We start from the raw sequence: 23,810 nt of genomic DNA, 5'->3' as shown, positions 1-23,810 counted from the left end.
CATGGAGATCGACGTCGGCTTCGAGATTTCCTACGCGGCGGTGGCGCCGACGCCGATGGTGATGATGCTCTCGATCCACCCGTCGCGCATGTCAGACATCATCGGCCAGGAAAGCATCGTCGCCGAACCCAGTGTGCCGATCGGTTTCTACCGCGACAGCTTTGGCAACATCTGCGGCCGGCTGGTCGCGCCCGCCGGTGGCGTGACCTTGAAGGGCCGCGCACGCGTGCGCGATTCCGGCTTGCCCGATGCGGTGGCGCCGGCGGCGCAGCAAGTGCCGATCGACCGGCTGCCCGACGACGTGCTGCAATATCTGATGCCGAGCCGCTATTGCGAGACCGACAAGCTGATCGATATCGCCTGGTCGCTGTTTTCAGCGACCCAACCCGGCTGGGCGCGGGTGCAGGCGATCGTCGATTTCGTCCACGACCACGTCACCTTCGGCTACGAGCATGCCCATCACATGAAGTCGGCGCATGACGTCCATGAGCAGCGCACCGGCGTCTGCCGCGACTTTGCGCATCTGGCGCTGACCTTCTGCCGCTGCATGAACATCCCGGCACGCTACTGCACCGGCTATCTCGGCGATATCGGCGTGCCCCGCGATCCGGCGCCGATGGATTTCTCCGGCTGGTTTCAGGTTTATCTGTCGGGCGAGTGGTACACCTTCGACGCCCGCCACAACCACCCGCGCATCGGCCGCATCCTGATGGGCACCGGCCGCGACGCCGCCGACGTCGCGCTGACCACGAGCTTCGGCCGCATGGACCTCGTCAAGTTCGTGGTGGTGACGGACGAGGTGGTGGCTTAGCTAGCTGCAGCCACACCGTCATTGCGAGCGAAGCGAAGCAATCCACTCTTTCTTTGCGCGGTAAGATGGATTGCTTCGCTTCGCTCGCAATGACGTGTAAGAAACCGCCATGATTTCAGATCGTCTGTTCGTCTACGGCACCCTGATGCGCGGCTTCGACCATCCGATGGCGACGCTGTTGTCGCGCAGCGCGGATTATCTCGGCGCGGCCACCTGCCGCGGCCGGCTCTATCTGATCAAGCATTATCCGGGGCTGCTGCTGTCGGATGATCCCGCCGACATCGTGTTCGGCGAACTCTATCGGCTGCGCGACCGCGACGCGCTGCTCGGCGAATTCGACATGTATGAAGCCTGCGGCGAAGGCTTTCCGGAGCCGACCGAATATTTGAGAAAGATGCTGCAGGTGACGCAGGACGACGGCACCGCGAGCGAGGCGTGGACCTATATCTACAACTGGCCCGTGGCGGGGCTGCCGCACATCGCTTCGGGGAAATTTCTGGAGGCGTGAGGCAAGTCCGTGTCCCGGACGCGGCGCGGCATGTAATGCCGCTCCGCAGAGCCGGGACCCACGATAGGCCCCGGCTCAGCGGCGCACCACCATAGTGCGTCGAAGACGCGCGTGAACGCGCTTATGGTGACGCGCCGCGTCCGGGGCACGAGATGCCTTCAAACCGCATCCAGCCTTTCGCGCTCGACGCGGATGTCCACCTCGCGCTCGACATAGGTCCACTCTTCGGTCTCGCGCAGCATGCCGACCAGTTCCTCGAACAGCGATTCATGGGCGAGGCGGTATTCGAACCAGGTCAGGAAGTCGAACGCGCCGCCGAGGTCGCGGCAGTGGTAGAGCTGCCGCGCGATCGCCGGCAGGAATCTCAGGCTGGAGGCGATGTGGTGCGACTTGTCCTCGAAGATTTTTCGCCGCTCTTCCTGGGTAAGCTCCCACCACGCCGCCGACTTCCGGATCGGGATCAGCGCCGCGAGTTTGGCCTCGGGCCGGCCGAGCCCGGCCTGCACGGCCGTGAGCTGGTCCTTCTCGGCGCGCTCGACATAGCGGACATGGCTGGGGGTGCCGACGAGGCGCCAGCCGATCTGCGAGGGCAGGATCGGCAGCGCGATCGAGTCGGAATGGGTGACCGACAGCGCCGGCGTCGGCGCCAGGCTCTCGCCCTTCACCGCCGCCAGCCGCTTCACCCGCCACGCCCCGCTTTGCGCGCCCCTGAACACCGTGAACATGGCGCCATGGAAGCGTGGAACCCGATGTGATTCAAGCGAAGTGAGCCCCACCCACCGCCGTCATGCCCGGGCTTGACCCGGGCATCCACGTCTTTCTTGCTGGTGGCGGCCAAAGAACGTGGATGGCCGGGTCAAGCCCGGCCATGACGAGGGAGGGATCGTCGCTTTGCCCCTGTGAATAGTGGCAAGATGTGAGATCAATCTCACATAATGCTGTATTCATCGGTTGGGCATCATGCCGCCCGATGCTCAGGCACAAACTCAACCCCATGCGCTTCACGCCCCAATTCCTCGACGAACTGCGCGCCCGGCTTCCGGTTTCGGAAGTCGTGGGCCGGCGCGTGAAGTTGAAGAAGGCGGGGCGCGAATTTAAGGGGCTGTCGCCCTTTCAACAGGAAAAGTCGCCTTCCTTCACGGTCAACGACCAGAAGGGATTTTACCACGACTTCTCCTCCGGCAAGCACGGCGACATCATCTCGTTCCTGATGGAGACCGAAGGCGTCGGCTTTACCGAAGCGGTCGAGCGGCTGGCGTCGATGGCCGGCATGGCGCTGCCCGCCGTGACGCCGGATGCGGCCAGGCAGGATCAGCGCCGCAAGACGCTGTATGACGTGATGGACCTCGCCGCAAAGTTCTTCTGCGACACGCTGGCCTCGCGCTTCGGCGCCAAGGCGCGCGGCTATCTCGCCGACCGTGCCATTACGCCGGCGACGCAACTGCAATTCCGCATCGGCTATGCCCCGGGCGGCCCGGGCGAGCGCTTTGCGCTGAAGGAATATCTGGGCGCGCAGGGCATTCCGACCGACGACATGGTCGAAGCCGGGCTCCTGATCGGCGGCGACGACATCCCGGTGCCCTACGATCGCTTTCGTGATCGCGTGATGTTTCCGATCACCGATATCCGCAACCGCGTCATCGCCTTCGGCGGTCGCGCGCTGGAAAAGGATGTTCCGGCAAAGTACCTGAACTCGCCGGAAACCCCGCTGTTTCACAAGGGCGACAACCTCTACAACTTCGCACCCGCGCGTCAGGCGACGCATAACGGCGCGGCCCTGATCGTGGTCGAAGGCTATGTCGACGTCATCGCCATGGTCACCTCGGGCTTCGGCGGCGCCGTCGCGCCACTCGGTACGGCGTTGACCGAAAACCAGCTCGCGCTGATCTGGAAGATGGCGGACGAGCCGATCCTGTGTTTCGACGGCGACCGCGCCGGACAGAAGGCGGCGTACCGTGCCGCCGACCTCGCGTTGCCGCATCTCAAGCCCGGAAAAAGTTTGCGCTTCGCACTGCTGCCCGAAGGGCAGGACCCCGACGATCTCGCGCGCTCCGGCGGACGCGGTGCGATCGAGGAAGTCATCGGTGCTGCGCGTGGCCTGGCCGACATGCTGTGGTCGCGCGAGATCGAGGGCGGCAGCTTTGCGACGCCGGAGCGGCGCGCGGCGCTGGAAGCGCGGATCGGCGAACTCAGTAACGGTATCCGCGACGAGGTGGTGCGGCGCTATTATCGCCAGGATCTGGCCGAGCGGCTGCAGCGGACTTTCGCGCCGGAAGGCGGGCGCGGCGGCTACGGGCGAGGCAATTTCAACCGCGGCGGAGGCGGCGAATCAGGCCGTCGTTTTGCCCCCCGCGGCTCGTTCACCCCGGGTCCGGCGGGCCGATTCGCCCCTGGCGGCGGCCGCGGGCAGGGGCCGTCCACCGGCCAGACCATCAACCGCGGCCCCTACCAGGCGGCCAGCCCCCAGCTCGCCAACAGCCCGATCATGCGCGGCCAGCGCTCGGCGATCTCCCGCCGCGAGGCGCTGATTCTGGAAGCCCTGATCAACCACCCCTGGTTATTGCACGACCATCTGGAGGAGGTGGCGGCGCTGGAACTGGCCCATCCGGAGGCCAATAAGCTCCGCGCCGGCGTTATCGCGGCCTTTGCCAACGATCATCACCATTCTCCGGAGCCGGAAGAGCAGGCCGAGAAGATGCGGGCCGATCTCGATGCGCGCGGATTAGGTGAGATTCTTCAAAGGGTTGAGCGGGCGATCACGACCTCGGCGGTGTGGGGCTCTAAGCCCGGTGCGGCCCGGGAAGATGTTTTAGCGACCTGGCAGCAACTCGTTGTCTTGCATCAGAAAACCCACGCCTTACTTAGGGAGAAGAAGGACGCCGAGCTGGCGTTGGGCGAGGATCCCAGTGAGGCCAATATGGGTTGGCTGCGGGACGTCAGCGCCCGGCTGGAGTCGCTGGACGGCACCGATGCCCTGATCGAGGGTTTTGGCGAACTTTCGGGCCGGTTCCGAAAAAGCGTCTGATGAAAAATTCATGCGGACGGCCGTGGCCGGAGCCGTTAAAAGACTCGCCAAACCCATGGTTTGGCTGCAAAAACAGGGTTAAGCGAAACTTAATAGCCCCAAGGTACTTAAGCGTCCCAAGGGTACTTAAGCGTCTGGCGGCTATTGGCATAACACCGGTGATGAGGGGTTAGGGGGTGGCGACGGTTTGCGCCGCCCTTTCCGCGTCATGAGCATGAGGATCATGCTCGAGGAAGATTCTAGCGAGGCGGCTTCTCGAACGGAAGTTGTCTCCAGTAATTCAAGGCAGGCAACGGTTGACGTTGTCATGCATGAGCGCGTTTCGGGAGCTTGATGAATGGCCACCAAGGCAAAGACGCTGCAGGTTAAAGACAAGGAAAAAGACGACAAGGCAGCGGACGCCCCTGAGAAGGATTCGCCGGACGCGCCGTCGCCGTTGCTCGACCTGTCGGATGCCGCTGTCAAGAAGATGATCAAGCAGGCCAAGAAGCGCGGCTTCGTGACCTTCGATCAGCTCAACGAAGTGCTGCCCTCCGACACCACCTCGCCCGAACAGATCGAAGACATCATGTCGATGCTGTCCGACATGGGCATCAACGTGTCGGAAGCCGAAGAGGCCGATAGCGAGGAAGAAAAGGAAGAGGCCGACGACGACACCGACAACGAGCTTGTCGAGGTCACGCAGAAGGCCGTCACCGAGGTCAAGAAATCCGAGCCCGGCGAGCGCACCGACGATCCCGTCCGCATGTATCTGCGCGAGATGGGCACGGTCGAGCTGCTGTCGCGCGAGGGCGAAATCGCGATCGCCAAGCGCATCGAGGCCGGCCGCGAGGCGATGATCGCGGGCCTCTGCGAAAGCCCGCTGACCTTCCAGGCCATCATCATCTGGCGCGACGAATTGAACGAAGGAAAGATCTTCCTTCGCGACATCATCGACCTCGAAGCCACCTATGCCGGCCCCGACGCCAAGAACAACATGAACCCGGCGCTGATCGCAGCGCCCGTCGGTCCTGACGGCCAGCCGCTGGCGGCCGCCGCCGGCGCCGCGCCCGCGCATGTAGCTCCGCCCGCCGCCCCGCCGTCACCGACTCCGTTCCGCGCCGCAGCCGCCGCGCCCGCGGCCGGTGGCGAGACCGTGGAAAAGGATCCGGCCGAGTCCGCCGCCGACGGCGATATGGACGACGACGAGTTCGAAAACCAGATGTCGCTCGCCGCCATCGAGGCCGAGCTGAAGCCGAAGGTGGTCGAGACCTTCGACAAGATCGCGTCCGAGTACAAGAAGCTGCGCCGCCTGCAGGAACAGGATATCGCCAACCAGCTGCAGAGCGAGACGCTGTCGCCCTCGCAGGAGCGCAAGTACAAGAAGCTGAAGGACGAAATCATCGTCGAGGTGAAGTCGCTGCGGCTGAACCAGGCCCGTATCGATTCGCTGGTCGAGCAGCTCTACGACATCAACAAGAAGCTGGTCTCGTTCGAGGGCCGCCTGCTGCGCCTCGGCGACAGCCACGGCGTCGCGCGCGAGGATTTCCTGCGCAACTACCAGGGCTCGGAACTCGATCCGCGCTGGCTCAACCGTGTCTCGAAACTCTCCGCCAAGGGCTGGAAGAATTTCGTCCATCACGAAAAGGACCGCATCAAGGAACTGCGCGGCGAAGTGCAGCAGCTCGCGGCGCTGACCGGTCTCGAGATCGGCGAATTCCGCAAGATCGTGCACGGCGTGCAGAAGGGCGAGCGCGAGGCGCGCCAGGCCAAGAAGGAAATGGTCGAGGCCAACCTGCGCCTCGTGATTTCGATCGCCAAGAAGTACACCAACCGCGGCCTGCAGTTCCTCGACCTGATCCAGGAAGGCAATATCGGCCTGATGAAGGCGGTCGATAAGTTCGAATACCGCCGCGGCTACAAGTTCTCGACCTATGCGACGTGGTGGATCCGGCAGGCGATCACGCGCTCGATCGCCGACCAGGCGCGCACCATCCGCATTCCCGTGCACATGATCGAGACCATCAACAAGATCGTGCGCACCTCGCGCCAGATGCTCAACGAGATCGGCCGCGAGCCGACCCCGGAAGAGCTGGCCGAAAAGCTCGGCATGCCCCTGGAGAAGGTCCGGAAAGTTCTCAAGATCGCGAAAGAGCCGCTGTCGCTGGAAACCCCGGTCGGCGACGAGGAAGACTCGCATCTCGGCGATTTCATCGAGGACAAGAACGCGATCCTGCCGATCGATGCGGCGATCCAGTCCAACCTGCGCGAGACGACGACGCGCGTGCTGGCCTCGCTCACCCCCCGCGAAGAACGCGTGCTCCGCATGCGCTTCGGCATCGGCATGAACACCGACCACACGCTGGAAGAAGTCGGCCAGCAGTTCTCGGTGACCAGAGAGCGTATCCGTCAGATCGAAGCCAAGGCGCTGCGCAAGCTGAAGCATCCGTCACGGTCAAGGAAGCTGCGGAGCTTTTTGGATAATTGATTCAAGCTGTCAGCCTGGCGCCTGTCCCCTGACTTGATCAGGGATGACCCGGCAATCCATCTGAAAACAAGAACGGCGGGCCCAAAGCCCGCCGTTTTTTGTTTCGTCCTGCAGATCCATCGGCGATTATATACCCATGGCAAAGCCTCCAAAAACCCCGCGCCCGCAAAAGTCGCCTATTAGGCCTAGCAACCCCAACGCGGACGTAGATCCAACCGTAGGCCTCATACAGGAGAAACTGATAGGCCGCGCAGTTATCGAATGAGCAAAACTAGAAGCTTGCATGGGCGATTCTATCCACGAGCTTCTGGGTGTCAGTTTTGAGAAAGGCCGCACGATAACAGCCAGGATGGACGCCACGTCGCTTATACGGACCATGAGGGATTTAGGACAGATTTCACTCCCAGAGGAAAAGTATCACCTGCTTTCGACGATATGCGACAAGATTGACATTCGTCGCGAAGACCGAAATCTGATCGTTCATGGTAGCTGGGGGCGGCATGATAATGGCCCTCCAGCATCAATGTCTCTCAGAGTTAAGCCTGATACACCTAGCGAGATTGTTTCCGAAACATTTCCACATGTCCGAATGAGCTCGATAATATCCGATATCGTAAAGCTGAAGCTTCAGTTGGTCCTGATGTTTGGGCTCGACGTGCCACCTTATAAGCGCGGCGGACGACAGCCCGCAGAGTGATTTCATCGTCACATAACGGCTGCCTCAGCCGGGCCAAAGCTAAGACCTCGGTCTCCACCATCTCTTCCGCAAGATAATCGGGTGCGCCGGCATCCGGCAAATCACTGGGTACACCGAGGGAGATCGTCATGGCAGGCGCAACATCGCTCGCCCGCATCTGGGCCTATCGCAACTATCGCAATCAGGCCGACCAGAACGTGTCCGGTGGTGGCTGGGTTCGCTTAGCAGCCAAACCTCTCTCCCCGTCATCCTGAGGTGCGAGCGTAGCGAGCCTCGAAGGATGAGTGGTTGAGAGCCGGGCCGTCGTCCTTCGAGACGCGCTTCGCGCTCCTCAGGATGACGGGTTCGAGATAACGCTTACTTCTTCTTCGCGCCGACCCGCTCGAGGCTCTTGATCGCCAGCGTGGCGCGGCCGGACTTTTCGGCGATTTCGCGGTCCTGCTCCAGGATATAGCCGCGCGCCGGCTCGTCGCCGTCGAGGCCGCCGAGCAGTTCGGCAGGCACGCGCCGGTTCGACCGCTGGGAGCCGTCTTCATAAACCACGTTGAAAAAGGCGAATTCGCCTTTGGGATTGGTGCCGGGTTTCTTCGCCATAAGCGGGCTTGTCTCCGATAAGGCGGCTGGTGTCAATTATTGCTTCCGTGATGGCTGGACCGTGTCTGTCGGCCCGGCCGATGGCGGGAAAGGCCGGGACTTGATACCCTACGGGAAGCCCAGCCGAAGGAACCCGCCATGACCGGCCGCCGCCTCGTTGTCTGGTACAACACGCGCTGCCCCGTCTGCGATGCCGGCATCGACTGGCAGCGCAACAAGCTTCTCACAGCCGTCCGCGCCGGCGACATTTCCTTCCGCGACATCAACGAACAGCCCGACGCACTCGCCGCTTTCGGCGCATCGCTCGACGACATCCGCCGCCGCCTGCATGCGACCGACGAGACCGGCCGCCTGATCGTCGGCGCCGACGTTGCGATTGCGATGTGGCAGGCGACGCCGGGCGAAGGCTGGCTGGCGTCGTTGTTCGGCAACCGCCTGATGCTGCCGCTGACACGCTTCGCTTATGACAGGTTCGCGGATGTCCTGTTTGCCTGGAACAGATGGAAGGGGCATTGGTGAGGGCTGCTATTCTCGAACAGCAGCGGCAGATATGGTAGAAGCCGATCCAATTGTCCGCCCTCTCAGAAAACGGCTCCCCATGCATTTCCGCACCTTCTTTGCCTTCTGCGCCTCTGTGCTCGCCACGCTCATCCTCGCCACCCCCTCCTACGCCGCTCGCTGCGGCGGCGATTTCAACACCTTCGTGGCGGCGATGTCGCAGGAAGCGGCCGCGTCAGGCATTTCGCAAGGCGTGATCTCGCAGGCGCTCGGCGGGGTGCAGCAGGATGGCGGCGTGCTGGCGTTCGACCGCCGTCAGCGCGGCACCTTCAACAAGACGTTCGAGCAATATGTCTCGACCCGCGTCGGCGCCGGCCGCATCAATGCCGGCCGCGCGATGCTGCAGCGGCATGCGGCGCTGCTCTCAAGCATCGAGCAGAAGTTCGGCGTGCCGCGGCAGATCCTGGTCGCGATCTGGGGGCTGGAAACCGATTTCGGCAAGGGCGACATGGGCAAGCTGCCGGTGTTTCGCGTGCTCTCGACCATGGCGCATGACTGCCGCCGCACCGAACTGTTCCAGGGCGAATTGCTGGCGGCGCTCAAGATCGTGCAGCGCGGCGATCTTCGTCTCAACGACATGATCGGCGCCTATGCCGGCGAGATCGGCCAGACGCAATTCCTGCCGTCGTCCTACATCAAGTACGGCGTCGATTTCGACGGTGACGGCCATGTCGATCTTCGCCACAGCGTGCCCGACGTGCTCGCCTCCACTGCCAACCTGCTGCACACTTCGGGCTTCAAGATGGGCGCGCCGTATGGCGAAGGCACCGCCAATTTCGAGGCGATGCGCGAGTGGAACCGGGCCACGATCTATCGCAAGACGATCGGATATTTTGCCGATCAGCTGGGCGGGCGGTAGACCCCGTCATTCCGGGATGGTCCGAAGGACCAGACCCGGAATCTCGAGATTCCGGGTTCGTGCTTTCGCACGCCCCGGAATGACGTTGAGGGAGCGGCATACTAGCTTCGTAGCTTCGTAGGGTGGGCAAAGGCGCGGTTGCGTCGTGCCCACCATCTTCACGCGGAGATACCGAAGGTGGGCACGCTGCGCTTTGCCCACCCTACGGCAGCAGCGCTCCATGCCTCTGTCACTTCCCCACTTGCGCCGCCATCTTCTCCAGTCGCTTTGCCAGCATCGCCCAATAATGCACGGGACGAAACCGTTGCAGCAAATCCATGAAGCGGGCGTCGCTGCCGATCAGGATGCGGGGCTGGTTCTTCTCGATGCCTTCGATGATGCGCGCCGCGGCGGCGGCCGGCGATTTCTTGGCCATCGCATCGAAGCGGTCGATCGTTTCCGCGCGGCGCGCATTGTCGGTGCCGCGGCCGGAGGGCGCGTTGCGGGCGATGTTGGTCGAAACGCCGCCGGGATGCACCACCGACAACTGCACCGGGCTGTTCGCCATCGCCAATTCATGGCGCAGGCTTTCGGAAAATCCGCGCACCGCGAATTTCGACGCGCAATAGGCGGTCTGGCCGGGCGGGGCGATGATGCCGAAGATCGAGGACACGTTGACGATATGCGCCGCGCGTTGATTGGAAAGATGCGGGAGGAACGCGCGGGTGCCGTGCACCACGCCCCAGAAATTGATGTTGATCAGCCACTCCATCTGCGCCTGCTCGACCTCGGCGAAGGTGCCGAGCAGGGCGACGCCGGCATTGTTGATGAGGATATTGAGCTGGGGATGCGCCGCGATGGCGGCCGTCGCAAAATCCCGGATCTGGTCGGGCTCGCCGACATCGACCCGGTGCACGCTGACCTTGCGTGCGCCATTGCGGCCGATCTCGGCGGCGAGCTCGATCAACCCGGCCTCGTCGCGGTCGGCGAGCGCGAGATCGCAGCCGCGCGCGGCCAATTCCAGCGCCAGCGCGCGGCCGATGCCACTGGCGGCGCCGGTCACGGCGGCGGCACTCCCGGATATTGCAGTCATTTTGGCTCCATAATGTCGGAAACGGGCAATGAAACGCGAAAAATTGCAATTCCCGCGACTTTGGCAAATTGGAACCGAACCATAAAGCGGTTTCGGCACTTAACCCGGACTGTGCCGGGGTAACACCACAACGGAGGCGACCAAATGGGACAATCAAAGCCCTTGCGCGCGACCGCACTGATCGTCGAGGACGACCCGATGCAGCGGGAAATGATCTGCCTGTTGCTGGAGGAAAGCGATGTCGACGTCATCGAGTGCGAAAGCGCGGAGGCCGCCGAACTGGTGCTGGAAAGGGTCGGCGGCAGCGTGGTGCTGATGCTGACCGACGTACAACTCGCCGGCAACATGAACGGCGTCGAGCTCGCGCACATTGCCCGGAAATGCAATCCCGGCATCGGGGTGATCGTTACCTCGGGCCGGCCCTTGCCCCAGGAACTGCCCGAGGGCGCACAGTTCTGGTCCAAGCCATGGGCGCCGCTCGACGTGATCCGGGAGGCGGAACGGATGGCCTATGCCTGGAGCCGCGATGAGCAGGGCCGACAGCGCCGGACTTCGTGATCGCGCCGGCCGCGCTTGCGCCGGCTCTCTTCACTGTCATGTCAAGAGCTACCACGGCCGATGCCGCCGTGGTAATCGACATCAATGACACTCTCCTTTCTCCTGACCTCGCTGATCGTGGTCGCCTCGCCCGGCACCGGTGTGCTCTATACGCTGGCGGTGGCGCTGACCCAGGGCGCGCGGCCGAGTATCGCCGCCGCCTTCGGCTGCACGCTCGGCATCGTGCCGCAGATGCTGGCGGCGATGCTGGGCTTGGCCGCGGTGCTGCATACCAGCGCGCTGGCGTTTGCCGCGCTGAAATGGTGCGGCGTGGTCTATCTGCTGTACATGTCCTGGCAGGCGCTGCGCGAGACCGGGGCGCTTTCGATCGACACCGCTCCCGCCGCCGGCGAGCGCTCCAGCCGGCGCGTGATCGTGACGGCTGTTCTGATCAACATCCTCAATCCAAAACTGTCGATCTTCTTTTTGGCCTTCCTGCCGCAGTTCATCGCCGCCGACGAGGCCCATCCGCTGGCGCGGATGTTGGAATTGAGCGGCACCTTCATGGCGATGACGTTTGCGGTGTTCGCCGTCTACGGCCTGTTCGCGGCTTCGGTCCGCGACCGCGTCATCTCGCGGCCGAAGGTAATGGCCTGGCTGCGCCGCAGCTTTGCGGCCGGCTTCGCCGCGCTCGGCGCCAAGCTGGCGTTCGCGGAGCGGTAGGGCTCACCCCCGCCGTCATTGCGAGCGAAGCGAAGCAATCCATCTTGCGGCACGAAGAAAAGTCTGGATTGCTTCGTCGCTATCGCTCCTCGCAATGACGGGGAGGGAGCCGCACCCCCAGAATCAAAAAGGCGGACCTAAGGGCCCGCCATCTTTGCCGACTTGCGCCAGTTGGATGCCCGGGCGGAACTGAGCGCTCCACCCGGGCGAAAATTCACTTCTTGGACTTCTTGGCCTTCTTCGCCTTCTTCGCCTTTTTCGCCTTCTTCGCTTTCTTAGCCATAGTATCCTCTCAAGGTTTTAATGGATTGAAACGCGACTCCGAGGCATGCTTGGCGGAGGGCCAGCCTCACAACATCCTCAATCACAATCCCAACAGATTCGCGGCGCGATTCCGCGTGCTGTCATGCGGTCGTCATCGCGTTATCCACAGCCATTATGCGTTTCGAGGCGATTTTTCATCGAAACGCCGCTCGTCACGCCCGTTTGCGTCGCGCGCGTCATGCTTAACGACGGGCAAACGCGCACCGTCTTCATCAATTTAAAACCACCATTTGCATTCGAAGGCCACGGTGAGAGTCCATTAAGCGGCGCCGATGCACCTTGTTTCGCAAGGCAACGGGGATTGTCGTGGGGGAATGCCCCGGGGGCGCAAGCTTCCGGAGGACAACAAGGGAGACGGGGCCGCGCAGGCCTTGGGTGTCAGCGATGCTGAGCGTTCCGACGCTATGGACGGTGTTCGTCATCAACTTTCTCGCGCTCGGCCTGATCTGGGCCTACGTGATGCGCAGCTATCCGGCGTTCGCGCCGGCGCGGTTCTGGACCGGCTCGTCGTTCGTGGCGGCGGCGGGGGCCGCGGTGGCGATGGTTCGCGTCTTCATGACGGACTTGACCATTCCGCTGATTGTCGCCGGTACCGCGCTGGTATTGGCGATCTGCCTGGCGTCGATGGGGGTCCGGACATTCTTCGATCGGCCGGCGTCGTGGCGCGGTACCTTGCTGATCACCGGCCTCGGCTGCGCCGGCATTTGCTTCTTCACCTACGGCTACGAACTCATACCGGCGCGGCTCACCGTGTTCACGATTGCCCAGACCTTGCCGTTGGCGCTCAACCTGAAACTGCTGCTGCTTCCGCATGAGGGGCGCGTCAATCCGGGCGCCCGGCTGGCCGGCATCGTCGCGACGCTCATCATCGCCATCTTCGGTTTCCGGCTGTTTTTCGGACTGAGCGGCATCGGCGGCGGTTTCTCCTACATGAATTTCACCCCGTTGCAGTCGGCGTTCATCCTGGTGCTGGTGTTCCTGTCGATGGCGCTGAACTTCGGCTTCCTGCTGATGGCGATGGACCGCCTGCGCAACGAGGTCGCCGATCTGGCGCTGCTCGACGACCTCACCGGCGTCGGCAACCGGCGCCATCTGGTGCAGCGTCTTTCCGAGGAATGCGCGCGATCGGAGCGCTCTGGCCAGCCGTTCACGCTGCTGGTGATCGACCTCGACGGCTTCAAGGCCATCAACGACACCCACGGCCACGCCGCGGGAGATGCCTGCCTGCAGCATTTCACCCTGATGGCGCAAACCCGCTTGCGGCCCGGCGACATGCTGGCGCGTTCCGGCGGCGACGAATTCTGCATCGTGCTGCCGTCCTCGACGCTGCGCGAGGGCGCCATGATCGCCCGCCGCGTGCTGGAAGTCTGCCGCGCCGACGCCGAACAATGCGCGGGCGCCGATATTCCGATCGCGGTCTCGATCGGCGTCGCGCAATGGACGGCGGAGATGGGCGGCTTCCCCGACCGTTTGATCGCGGCCGCCGACCACGCCTTGTACGAGGCCAAGAAGGGCGGCCGGAATCGGTTTGCGACCTACGACCCGGCGCCGCCGCTGGTGCCCGAACTCGACCCATCGGCCGTTTCGGATATGGCCGAGCGCAAGCGCGCGTGATACCGCCAGTGGGACCACTGGACTGAGATCATGAACCTTCGTCTCGCCGCCGCGGCGCTTGTTGGCGCCTTCACGTTCTCCTTGGCATTCGTCGTTCCGGCTTCCGCCCAAACGCCCGACCTCGCAACCATCGCGCGCGCGTCGGGCACACCCGACATTCCCGGCCTGAAAGTGGTCTGGCTGGCGCCATGGGGCGACGTGGCCAAATCCCATCCCTGGCGCAACATCATCGTCCACGAGACCGAAGGCCCAAGCGGCTCCGCCCGCGGCGGCGCGCAGGAGCAAAACAAAAACCCGACCCGGCGCGGCGTCATGGTCTGGGTCGAAACCGACGGCACGGTGTACTGGGCGGTGGCGGAAAATCTGGTCCCGACCCATACCGACGGCGCCGACCGCAACGACAACAAATATATCGACAACAGCAAGACCTATCATCAGGTCAACAAGGACACCTCGATCGGCGTCGAATTCGCCGGCAACTATCCCGACGTGACGCGCGGCGCCACCGAGGCGCAGGTCGCGGCGTGGCGGATCCTGGTGAAGGTGCTGCGGGCGCGTTACGGCATTCCGCTCGAACGGGTCTATGCGCACAACTGGATCGACTTCAAGGACGCCCGCTATTGCGAGGGCTGCGCACTGGCAAAACTGGCGCGGGAGTGGGGCGAGTAGGGTCGGTTGACCGTCCCCGCGGCTTCGGCAATCTTGTCCATAGCGTTTTCGAGCGAAGTGGACGCCGGTTCGCGTAAAGAAAACGCGTCAAAAGAGTAGAGCCCGGTTCTGATTCAATCAGAACCGAAAAGGCTCTGGCAGTGGGCTGAAAGGAATTCAACGATGACATCGATGGCAGCGATCCCGCCGTCTCGCGCGTGGGCGAAGAAACCGTGGCTCGGCCTGGTGCCTGTTATCGCGCTGTTGCTTGGCGCCACGTTGCTGGCCGCACTGGAAGCACCGAGCAAGCCGTTCCTCGACAAGAACAGTTTCTATCTGTCGTCGTCCGGCTTCAAGGTGCAGGTCGCCAACGATGCCGTGGGCAGGCAGGCGCTGCACGCGTTGCCACCGCATCGCTTCGTCGTTCACCGCACCGGCAACGACGTGCGTTATCTCTATGCCGAGCCGCTGCATTGCGTTTGTATCTTCATCGGTACCCAGGCGGCCTACGAGAATTATCGCGACATCCTCGCCAAACCGGTCGATCAACCCGACAACGTCGCGCCGGACTACCAGACCCAGGCCAGCGCGCTGCTGTACGGCGATCCCTACGACTGGACCTCGCTCAACCAGCCCACCAGCATCGCGGATTATTTGCAGACGTATTATTGAGCGTGAGTTAGCGCGGCTGTCATCGCCCGGCTTGATATACGGCCCGGAGACATGGGTAACATCGTTCGGAGACATGGGTAACACATCGACGGCATGGACAGGGCTTAGGAGGCCAGCATGCCGTGGCGCGAGGTGTCGTTCATGGATCAGAGACAGGAGTTCGTCGGGTTGTTTCAGCAGCCGGATGTGAACCGGAGGGAGCTTTGCCGACGGTTCGGTATCAGCCCGAAGACGGCCTATAAATGGCTGGCGCGGGCCGGGGTTGAGAACAAGGATTGGGCGCAAGACCGATCCCGGCGGCCTCGGATATCGCCTCGTCGAAGTACGGCCAAGATCGAGACGGCAGTCTTGGAGATACGCGAAGCCCACCCGGTCTGGGGTGCTCGCAAGATCCGGCGTTGTCTGGAAGACCAGCACAAGAATGTCCCCGCAGCTTCGACGGTTCACGCAATCCTGGCACGGCACGGCCGCGTCCCTTCGCCTGCGCAGCCGCCCCAATACAATCGCTTCGAGCATCCCGCGCCGAACGACGTCTGGCAGATGGACTTCAAAGGACGCTTCCCACTCGGCGATAGGCAGATGTGTCATCCGCTCACTATGATCGACGACCATTCGCGCTATGCTCTGTGCCTGCAGGCTTGCACCAACGAACAGGCGGAGACGGTCCAGCAGCACCTCGAACGCACCTTCCGCCGCTACGGACTTCCAAGCGCTTTTTTGGTAGATAACGGCGTTCCGTGGGGTACCTGTTCCGAAGTCCGGTGGACCAGACTTCGCGTCTGGTTGCTCAAGCTCGGCGTCAACGTCATCTATGCACGTCCCCATCACCCACAGACAAAAGGCAAGAACGAGCGGTTCCATCGCACGCTGAAGGCCGAAGTCCTATCGATGCGAACCTTTAGAACATCGAGAGAGCTGCAGAAGGCCTTCGACCATTGGCGCCACGTCTATAACAACCAACGACCGCACCATTCCCTCGGCCAGGAAGTGCCAGCAAGTCGCTACCGGCCGAGCCCTCGCTCACTGCCGAGCAAGCTGCGCGAGCCGGAATACGAAGAAGGAGCGATCCTGCGCAGAGCCGGCTCAGTCAAGGCCAACATCAGTTTTGGTAACAGGCGTTGGCACATGCCCGACGCATTCCGCGGCGAACTACTGGCCATCAGATCGCTCAACAAGGATGGAGAGTTCGGCGTCTTCTTCGGAGCCCACCAAATCGCATGCATCAATATGCGATTTGGTGTTCAATGAAACCGTTACCTATGTCCCCGAACACCCGTTACCTATGTCCCCGGTCCATACACTTGACCGGGCGACCCAGTACGCCGCGGCTTATCGATTCAATCACCAGACGCCTCTGGAATACTGGGTTCCCCGCTTTCGCGGAGGACGACAGCGGTGGTTGTTGAGGCGAGGTGCCTCCAAACAAAAAGCCGGCCCCCCCAAAAACAAAAAGCCGGCGTTGCCGCCGGCTTTCGTCATTCGTTACCTCAGCCGCGCCGTTGCGCGGCGACCGCGCGGTTAGAGCGCGGCTTCCAGCACGGCGGCTTCCGCCTTCGCGATCGTGCCCTTGACGGCCGACTGCACCTTCTCGAAAGCCCGCACCTCGATCTGCCGCACGCGTTCGCGGCTGACGCCGAATTCGGCGGCGAGATCTTCCAGCGTCATCGGGTCTTCCGCCAGACGCCGCGCTTCGAAGATGCGGCGTTCGCGCGGGTTGAGGACACCGATGGCGCCGTTCAGCGCCTGCCGGCGGTGATCGAACTCTTCGTGCTCGGCCATCACGGCTTCCTGGTTGGGCGAGTTATCGACCAGCCAGTCCTGCCATTCGCCAGCCTCGCCGTCGTCGCGGATCGGTGCGTTGAGCGACGCGTCGCCACCGAGGCGGCGGTTCATGTCGATCACGTCCTGGGCCGTGACGCCGAGGCGCTTGGCAATGATCTTGACCTGGTCGGGGCGGAGATCGCCTTCGTCCAAAGCCGAGATCTTGCTCTTCGCCTTGCGCAGGTTGAAGAACAGCTTCTTCTGGTTCGCGGTGGTGCCCATTTTCACGAGCGACCAGGAACGCAGGATGTACTCTTGTATCGACGCCTTGATCCACCACATGGCGTAGGTAGCGAGTCGGAAGCCCTTTTCGGGTTCGAACCGCTTGACCGCCTGCATCAGGCCGACGTTGCCTTCCGAGACGACCTCGGAAATCGGCAAGCCGTAGCCGCGATAGCCCATGGCGATCTTGGCGACGAGCCGGAGATGGCTGGTAACAAGGTGATGTGCCGCGTCGCGATCGTCGTGTTCGCGCCAACGCTTGGCGAACATGTATTCCTGCTGGGGTTCCAGCATCGGAAACTTGCGGATCTCGGCGAGGTAACGGGAAAGACCGTGTTCTCCATTGAGAACCGGTAACGTAGCTGTACGGGCCATTGTAGCGCCCTCCAGTGGTTCAGGCCCCCGATAGCGGCGGGCCCGGCAGACGGCCGCTTTGTCAAAGCCGGCCAGGCTGCGATGTTCCGCGCTGGATATTCAGCGCAGGTGCAACATACACCAAATCGGGGCATTTAGGGAAGGATTGCTGACGTCACGTCCCCGTGTGGCAGCCATAACCTGTTGGCATAGCATCGCTTTTCCAAAAGGCCTGCGTCATAGCGCCGCTTCCAAAGCGCTCCTCAGGAGAAGCAAATCCTCCGGCAAAGCCGCTTCCCAGTGCAAAAGTTCCCCGGTCCGGGGGTGCTCCAAAGCCAGCAGATAGGCGTGCAGGGCCTGCCGGCCCAAGGCAGAGAGCGCGGCCTGGGCCTTGAGGCCGAGGTGGCCGGCCTTGGTCTTGAAGTGGGAGCCGTAGACGGCATCGCCCATCAGGGGGTGGTCGATATGGGACAGATGCACCCGGATCTGGTGGGTCCGCCCGGTTTCGAGCTGGCAGGCCAGCAGCGAGGCGACCGGTTTGCCGTCGCGGCCATGATAACTGGCCTGCAATTCCCAATGGGTCACCGCTTCGCGCCCACCCTCGCGCACCGCCATCTTTTCGCGGGCATAGGGGTGGCGGTCGATCGGCGCGTTGACCGTGCCGTGCGGGCGGCCGGGCGCGCCCCAGATGAAGGCCATGTAGCCGCGCTGCATCGGCCCGGTGCGGCCATGGTCGGCGAACTGCGCCGTCAGCGATTGGTGGGCGTGGTCGTTCTTGGCGACCACCATCAGCCCGGTGGTGTCCTTGTCCAGCCGGTGCACGATGCCGGGGCGGCGGACACCGCCAATCCCCGAGAGGCTTGCGCCGCAATGGGCAATCAGCGCGTTCACCAGCGTGCCGCTCTCATGGCCGGCGGCCGGGTGCACGACCAGACCCTTGGGCTTGTCGATGACGATGATGTCGTCGTCCTCGTAGACGATATCGAGCGCGATATCCTCGCCCTTCGGCTCCGGCGCCACCGCCTCCGGGACGTCGATTGTGATCGTATCGCCTGTGGTGACATGATAAGCGGGGTCGCGGACGGGGGTGCCCCTGGCGGTGACGGAACCGGCCAGGATCAGCGCCTTCAGCCGCGAGCGCGACAGTTCCGGGCGGAGCACCGCGAGCACACGGTCGAGACGGGTCGAGCCCTCGTCACCGCCGACGGTGACCTCCAGCCGCTGTGCACCCGTTGAATGTCCGCCCGTTGAAGTGTCGTGATCCAAAGCCTTGTCCTTATGAAGAGTCCCGTATGACCGACGCCGTTGCGCCCGAACCGACCCCCGAGCAGGCCGCGCTGTTTGCGCGCGTGCGGCGGATGATGGTGATTGCCGGCCTGACCTCGGCGCTGGCCGTCTGCATCGTCCTGATCGCTGTCGGTTACCGCCTTTATCGCGGCGAGGGAAGCTCCGCGACGGTAGCCACCACCGACGTCACCGCGACCCTGCCGAAGGGCGCCCGCATCGTCTCGACCGGGGTGGCCGGCGAGCGGTTGGTGGTGACCCTGGATATAGCCGGCGTGACCGAAATCCGCACGTTTGATGCCAAAACGCTGAAACCGGCCGGAAAGCTGAAATTTGTCAGCGAACCCTGAGGGCGGGCGGCTTGCAGCAGGCCGATTTCGAGGCTATTCCCTCCCTCGTACGCTCCCTTCGTCTAGCGGTTAGGACGCGGCCCTCTCAAGGCTGAAACAGGGGTTCGATTCCCCTAGGGAGCGCCAACAAACTCAGGCACTTAGGTAGCTATCAGCCGCGTTCGTTGAATGCGCTTTGCCTGCCTTTGTTTCTGCACCCTTCACACCAACGAGATACCGCGCACCGACCCATTGGTACAGGTCGACTACGTGCGCGTCGTAGATTTGGATACTGGGGCGAGCAAATCGGACATCTGCGCGATCAGAGTGGTCACCATTTTGGTACGCGCCGGCAGACACTCCTCGCCCTGATGCAACAACAATGCGGGGAATTCCGTAACGTCGTGCGCGCGCAGACGAGTCAGCAGCGGAATGAACTGCTTCTGCGCGATGTCAGCACATAACATTTCGTAGTCATATTGCGGTGACCTAGGTTGAATCCCTTGGCCTGCGCGGGTAACCGTTCGACGGCCAGTGGATATGGAAACCCGTTTGGTGCCATAGTAGTCATCTACGAGTAGCGAGAGCGCAAATGCCGACTTTAATTAAAATTGAAGGCGCTTCACCATATTTGCTTCCGCACGTCGATCATATCTCAGCACTAGCCCACGGTGAAAACGTAGATTTAACAATGTACGTGGCGTTGCCGGGGCATGCGGACTTAGAGCAGATTTACGTGCAACTGAGCCTCCCGGCCGCGGACGATCTCTTAGCCCAGTTAACTCGGGCCGTAGCCGAGGCGGCGAAGGATCGTTCAGCACCTTAGCCGCACGCCGAACGTCCTGAATAAGATGCAGGGAGCGCCTCATCGTCCAGCGCCGCGCCAGCGTTAGTTTAAACCGCTCAGCGTTCGTCCCGCAGCGTCTCAACCGATCAATGGCCGAATAAGCCCATCCACCAAAATTGACGCAGTGGCACTGGTGGCGTGCAGGGCTCCCAGATAACGTTCAAAGTATGTACCTTGGCGAACAACGCGAAAACGTCCGAGCTGCGCATCAGCGGGCTCGTTAAGGGTTAATCCTGACGAACTAGATGCATGTGGCGAGGAGCAGCGATGGACCGAAGGTAATGCCTGTCGCGGCGAGAGCAGTTATAAGGGTCCATTTGACGGTCCAATGCAGAAACGTTCCAGTTGGACCGAAATTGCGGTCAGAGCCAGCTCGAGTGATGTTGCGCCACATCCAGCTGATCACGATGAGATGGGCGAAGAGTACCATGGCGAGCCCCGACCGCAGCGAGCCGGACGACCAGGCAAAAGCGCAGCCGATGGCGTGGAGAGCGTAGAGAGCGACCAGCGCACTGCACCAGACGGCGAAGCCCGCCGCGAGCCACCCTAGCCGCCTTGCTGGTATCGCACGCTCACTCACGGCCGAGCCCCCAGCATCATCACGAGCGCGGGCAGAGCCAGAACAAGGCCCATTGCAATGACTCCCGTGACCAGCGTGTAGTCGAGCCATAATCGCGTGAGGCGCAGATCCAGTACCCGCCGGGGCGCAATGAAGCCGGTACCGATGCGCAGGAAGTTGCTCAGGAGAAAGAGGAGGCCGATACCGGCGTGGAGAGCCACATAGCCGAGCAGTGCCGCCGCGGTCGCGCCGAGCGCATGCTCGCGCGGATGCGGCGCGACATCGACAATTAACCCGAGGGTGGCGGCGATGGCCGCAAGAAGCGCCAGCACGGCGAGACCAATCCAGCCAGGCGCCCTGCCACCGGTGGTGACCGCTCGCAGAGATCCGCGTGCCGCCGCGGCAGCTACGGCAAGAGTCGCGACGGCGAGAAGGGCGAGCATGCGGCTCGGTTCGGGTGTGATCGCCGCGGGCCAATTCGGCGCTGCGATCCAAAGATAGAAGGCTCCGAACAGCAACGACGTGAACAGAGTGCCGTCGGCGACCAGCGTGCAGATGAGAGCCAGCCACGCCGGCGCTTCGGCAACCTCGGTATGAGGCGGCAAGTTGACGCCTTGACCGACCGGTATAGGACCAAAGTCGCGCGCGAGACCGGCACGGTGCCCGGAGAACACGAACATGGCGGCGGTCACTAGCGCCGCGACAAGAGCCAGCAGGTAGAATTTAAACAAAAGCGTCAGGACCGTCGCCGCGGTCGCGAGCGCGGTAATGAGCGGCAGGTACGTCGGTTGCGGCAGCACGATCAGTTGTTCGGGCTCGCCGGTCGTCATGTTTACGCCCAGCGTCTCCTGCCAGCCGTTACGCGTGAAGCCGAGATAGCCTTCGCCTCGCGCGAGTGACAGTGCAAGATTGCCGGGAGTGATCGCGTCGGACCGTGTTAGATGCGTGATCGAGGCGAAGGCATACGGTGCAGGCGGGATCGACATCGCCCATTCCAGTGTCGCCGCGCCCCAAGGATTGCGCCCGACACGTCGCCCGTAACGGAGTTGCACGAAAAGGTCGATCACCACCAGCGCGAAACCAATCGTCATGACGAAACCGCCAATCGAGGATAGCAGGTTGAGCCAGTTCCAGCCTTCATTGCCCTGATAGGTATAGATACGGCGGGGCATGCCGAGCAGACCGGTCAGGTGCATCATGAAGAAAGTAAGGTTAAAGCCGACGAAGACCAGCCAGAAGGCCGGTACCGACAGCTGGTGCACGGCGGTGCGCCCTGTCAACAATGGCAGCCAGTAGTAGAATGCCGCCAGCATAGGGAAAGCGAGGGCGCCAGCCACCACATAGTGCATGTGGGCAACGACAAAATAGGTGTCATGGGCCTGCCAATCGAACGGCACCATGGCGAGCATGACGCCAGTCAGTCCGCCCATCACGAAGATGAAGAAGAAGCCGAAAACGTAAAGCATCGGCACGCTCCAGCGTGGCTTGCCGTGTGCCAGCGTGGCAAGCCAGGCGAATATCTGTACTGCCGTCGGTACGGCAACGATCGCCGAGCCTGCGGAGAAGAAGGCGAGCGCAAGATGCGGGATACCCACGGTAAACATGTGGTGCACCCAAATGCCGAAACTCAGGAATGCGAGTGCCACAATCGCGACGACGATCGCCCGGTAGCCGACAAGCGGACGACCGGCGAATACCGGAATGATCGTCGACAGAGCGCCGGCCATAGGCAGGAAGATGATGTAAACGTCCGGATGACCGAACAGCCAGAACAAGTGCTGCCAGAGCAGAGGGTCGCCGCCTCGGGTGGGGTCGAAGAACGGCAGGCCGAAAGCACGCTCGATCTCAAGCAGGATTGAGCCGAGGATGAGCGGCGGAAAAGCCACCACCATCATCAGCGCGGTGACCAGGATGTACCAGCCGAAGATCGGCATCCGGTCGAGCGACATGCCGGGCGCACGTACCTTCAGGATCGAGACGACGATCTCCATGGCCAGCGACAGCGCCGATATCTCGACGAAGGTCACGCCGAGAAGCCAGACGTCGGCGTTAATACCCGGGGTATACACATTGGAGCTCAGCGGCGTGTACATGAACCATCCGCTATTGGGCGCAACCCCCGCGATCAAGGACACGGTCAGGATCGTGCCGCCGAACAGATAGCACCAGTAGCCATAGGCGGTGAGCCTGGGAAAGGCGAAATCGCGCGTGCCGAGAATCTTCGGGGTCAAATAGACCGCAAAACTTTCCACCATCGGGATGGCGAAAAGGAACAACATCATCGACCCGTGCATGGTGAAGACCTGGTTGTAGGTCTCCGGATCCATGAAGGCGGCGTTGGGCGTCGCGAGCTGAACGCGGGTCAGCATGCCGAGCACACCGGCGATGGCGAAGAACGTGAAGGACGTGATCATCATGCGCATCCCGATCACGGAATGGTTGACCGCCGCGAGGCGTTGTAACCCCGGTCCGGTGGCCCAGATCGCGGCGAGTTCGCGGTGCAACCGCAGCGCCGGAGTACCCTGCGACAGCGGCTCGACGGGTTCACTCATTTTCTCTCCGACTCCCCTGATGCGGCCGCCCGCGCAAGCGCAGCGGAGAATTCCTCCGGGCGATGGACGATGACATCGAACCGCATCCCTGCGTGACCGAGACCGCAAAATTCGTTGCATTGGCCTGCGTAGCGGCCCGGTTGATCGGCCTGAATGCGCAAGCGGTTCACATGCCCGGGCACCGCATCGATTTTGCCGGCGAAGCGGGGTATCCAGAAGGCGTGGATGACGTCCTGGCTGGTGACAAGGATGTCGACCGGAGTGCCTGCGGGCAGGTGCAAGACGTTTCGAGTCTCCACCCCGTCATGATCGGGGTAGCGGAAGGTCCAGACCCATTGCCGACCCACTGCCTCGATCCGCGGCGGCGCGAGTCCAGGCAGCGGCAGGAGCCTCTCACCGGCAATCAACGCATAGGCGACAAGTGGCAGCAGGACGACGGCCGGCAGAGCCAACCCGCCGAGCACGATCCAGCGTCCGGGCGACACGTTCGAGCCCCAGCCCGGACGCCGGATCACCATCGCGAACAGCACCATCACCAGCGCGAAGAGAATTCCCGCACCAGCCAGCATCAACCACCACAGCGTGGCGATCGAAGCCCCGGCCGGCCCCGAGGGATCTAGCGTCGATAATGGCCCATTGCAGCCGGGAAGCACTGCGAGCATTCCGACTTGGATCACCCCGTACAAGAGACTACGATGTCTACCTGAAGGATGTTGCGGCTGACGCGATGGAG

The 23,810-nt window shown here is 62.7% G+C and carries 19 protein-coding genes, 1 tRNA gene and 1 pseudogene; 14 read left to right on the top strand and 7 right to left on the bottom strand.

Translation table 11 applies throughout. The features are described from left to right. Position 1 precedes the first annotated feature (1 nt). Positions 2-811, top strand: coding sequence for a transglutaminase family protein (locus tag BLS26_RS12000; protein ID WP_092511286.1), 810 nt, complete (start codon positions 2-4; stop codon positions 809-811). A 109-nt stretch (positions 812-920) separates the two neighbouring features. Then, on the top strand, positions 921-1,319 hold the full coding sequence (locus BLS26_RS11995) for a gamma-glutamylcyclotransferase (RefSeq protein WP_092511284.1): 399 nt from the start codon (positions 921-923) through the stop codon (positions 1,317-1,319). Between the two features lie 158 nt (positions 1,320-1,477). On the opposite strand, the gene BLS26_RS11990 is transcribed toward BLS26_RS11995, so the two are convergent. After that, complete coding sequence (locus BLS26_RS11990) at positions 1,478-2,044, bottom strand: chlorite dismutase family protein (protein ID WP_092511282.1); 567 nt, start codon at positions 2,042-2,044, stop codon at positions 1,478-1,480. Between the two features lie 269 nt (positions 2,045-2,313). Between BLS26_RS11990 and dnaG the strand changes: the two genes are divergently transcribed. Together dnaG and rpoD are read left to right on the top strand one after the other, a co-directional pair. Further along, positions 2,314-4,344 carry a DNA primase gene (gene dnaG / locus BLS26_RS11985; protein ID WP_092517965.1) on the top strand — a complete coding sequence of 677 codons (2,031 nt, stop codon included), beginning with the start codon at positions 2,314-2,316 and terminating at the stop codon, positions 4,342-4,344. Between the two features lie 337 nt (positions 4,345-4,681). Beyond that, the gene (rpoD, locus tag BLS26_RS11980; protein ID WP_092511280.1) at positions 4,682-6,811 is read left to right on the top strand and encodes an RNA polymerase sigma factor RpoD; all 2,130 of its coding nucleotides are present in this window, start codon (positions 4,682-4,684) and stop codon (positions 6,809-6,811) included. 1,054 nt (positions 6,812-7,865) lie between these two features. Here rpoD and BLS26_RS11975 read toward each other — a convergent pair. Next, positions 7,866-8,102, bottom strand: a complete 237-nt coding sequence (locus BLS26_RS11975) for a hypothetical protein (RefSeq protein WP_092511278.1) — start codon at positions 8,100-8,102, stop codon at positions 7,866-7,868. 138 nt (positions 8,103-8,240) lie between these two features. On the opposite strand from BLS26_RS11975, the gene BLS26_RS11970 reads away from it, so the two are divergent. Together BLS26_RS11970 and BLS26_RS11965 are read left to right on the top strand one after the other, a co-directional pair. Beyond that, the gene (locus BLS26_RS11970) at positions 8,241-8,621 is read left to right on the top strand and encodes a DUF393 domain-containing protein (protein ID WP_092511276.1); all 381 of its coding nucleotides are present in this window, start codon (positions 8,241-8,243) and stop codon (positions 8,619-8,621) included. A gap of 79 nt (positions 8,622-8,700) precedes the next feature. Then, on the top strand, positions 8,701-9,519 hold the full coding sequence (locus tag BLS26_RS11965) for a lytic transglycosylase domain-containing protein (protein WP_244541917.1): 819 nt from the start codon (positions 8,701-8,703) through the stop codon (positions 9,517-9,519). 229 nt (positions 9,520-9,748) lie between these two features. On the opposite strand, the gene BLS26_RS11960 is transcribed toward BLS26_RS11965, so the two are convergent. Further along, entirely contained in the window at positions 9,749-10,591 is an 843-nt protein-coding gene (locus BLS26_RS11960) for an SDR family oxidoreductase (protein WP_092511274.1), read from the bottom strand. Between the two features lie 144 nt (positions 10,592-10,735). Between BLS26_RS11960 and BLS26_RS11955 the strand changes: the two genes are divergently transcribed. The 6 genes and pseudogenes from BLS26_RS11955 to BLS26_RS11930 form a co-directional block, all read left to right on the top strand. Then, positions 10,736-11,149, top strand: coding sequence for a response regulator (locus BLS26_RS11955; protein WP_092511272.1), 414 nt, complete (start codon positions 10,736-10,738; stop codon positions 11,147-11,149). Between the two features lie 84 nt (positions 11,150-11,233). Further along, the gene (locus BLS26_RS11950) at positions 11,234-11,851 is read left to right on the top strand and encodes a LysE family translocator (protein ID WP_092511270.1); all 618 of its coding nucleotides are present in this window, start codon (positions 11,234-11,236) and stop codon (positions 11,849-11,851) included. Positions 11,852-12,559: 708 nt separating this feature from the next. Next, positions 12,560-13,789 carry a GGDEF domain-containing protein gene (locus BLS26_RS11945; protein ID WP_092511268.1) on the top strand — a complete coding sequence of 410 codons (1,230 nt, stop codon included), beginning with the start codon at positions 12,560-12,562 and terminating at the stop codon, positions 13,787-13,789. 30 nt (positions 13,790-13,819) lie between these two features. Continuing rightward, complete coding sequence (locus tag BLS26_RS11940; RefSeq protein WP_092511266.1) at positions 13,820-14,458, top strand: N-acetylmuramoyl-L-alanine amidase; 639 nt, start codon at positions 13,820-13,822, stop codon at positions 14,456-14,458. Positions 14,459-14,620: 162 nt separating this feature from the next. After that, complete coding sequence (locus BLS26_RS11935) at positions 14,621-15,109, top strand: hypothetical protein (RefSeq protein ID WP_244541916.1); 489 nt, start codon at positions 14,621-14,623, stop codon at positions 15,107-15,109. Positions 15,110-15,226: 117 nt separating this feature from the next. Continuing rightward, positions 15,227-16,339: pseudogene (locus BLS26_RS11930) on the top strand (IS481 family transposase); the annotation flags it as partial. A 288-nt stretch (positions 16,340-16,627) separates the two neighbouring features. On the opposite strand, the gene rpoH reads toward BLS26_RS11930, so the two are convergent. Together rpoH and BLS26_RS11920 are read right to left on the bottom strand one after the other, a co-directional pair. Then, entirely contained in the window at positions 16,628-17,527 is a 900-nt protein-coding gene (rpoH, locus tag BLS26_RS11925) for an RNA polymerase sigma factor RpoH (RefSeq protein ID WP_027540787.1), read from the bottom strand. 216 nt (positions 17,528-17,743) lie between these two features. Next, positions 17,744-18,772 carry an RluA family pseudouridine synthase gene (locus BLS26_RS11920; RefSeq protein WP_371360807.1) on the bottom strand — a complete coding sequence of 343 codons (1,029 nt, stop codon included), beginning with the start codon at positions 18,770-18,772 and terminating at the stop codon, positions 17,744-17,746. A 26-nt stretch (positions 18,773-18,798) separates the two neighbouring features. Between BLS26_RS11920 and BLS26_RS11915 the strand changes: the two genes are divergently transcribed. Both BLS26_RS11915 and BLS26_RS11910 read left to right on the top strand, forming a co-directional pair. Then, the gene (locus tag BLS26_RS11915; RefSeq protein WP_092511264.1) at positions 18,799-19,140 is read left to right on the top strand and encodes a hypothetical protein; all 342 of its coding nucleotides are present in this window, start codon (positions 18,799-18,801) and stop codon (positions 19,138-19,140) included. 51 nt (positions 19,141-19,191) lie between these two features. Continuing rightward, positions 19,192-19,266, top strand: a tRNA-Glu gene (locus BLS26_RS11910). A 1,276-nt stretch (positions 19,267-20,542) separates the two neighbouring features. Here the strand turns inward: BLS26_RS11910 and ctaD are convergent. Continuing rightward, the gene (gene ctaD / locus BLS26_RS11895) at positions 20,543-23,077 is read right to left on the bottom strand and encodes a cytochrome c oxidase subunit I (RefSeq protein ID WP_092511258.1); all 2,535 of its coding nucleotides are present in this window, start codon (positions 23,075-23,077) and stop codon (positions 20,543-20,545) included. After that, positions 23,074-23,739 (bottom strand): cytochrome c oxidase subunit II, encoded by a 666-nt coding sequence (gene coxB / locus BLS26_RS11890; RefSeq protein WP_197681335.1) that lies wholly within the window; start codon positions 23,737-23,739, stop codon positions 23,074-23,076. The genes ctaD and coxB overlap by 4 nt, the downstream gene beginning before the upstream one ends. Between the last annotated feature and the right edge of the window lie 71 nt (positions 23,740-23,810).

Origin of the sequence: Afipia sp. GAS231 (genome assembly GCF_900103365.1) — a bacterium.
Taxonomy (GTDB): domain Bacteria; phylum Pseudomonadota; class Alphaproteobacteria; order Rhizobiales; family Xanthobacteraceae; genus Bradyrhizobium.
This window is presented reverse-complemented; position numbering and strand designations above follow the sequence as displayed.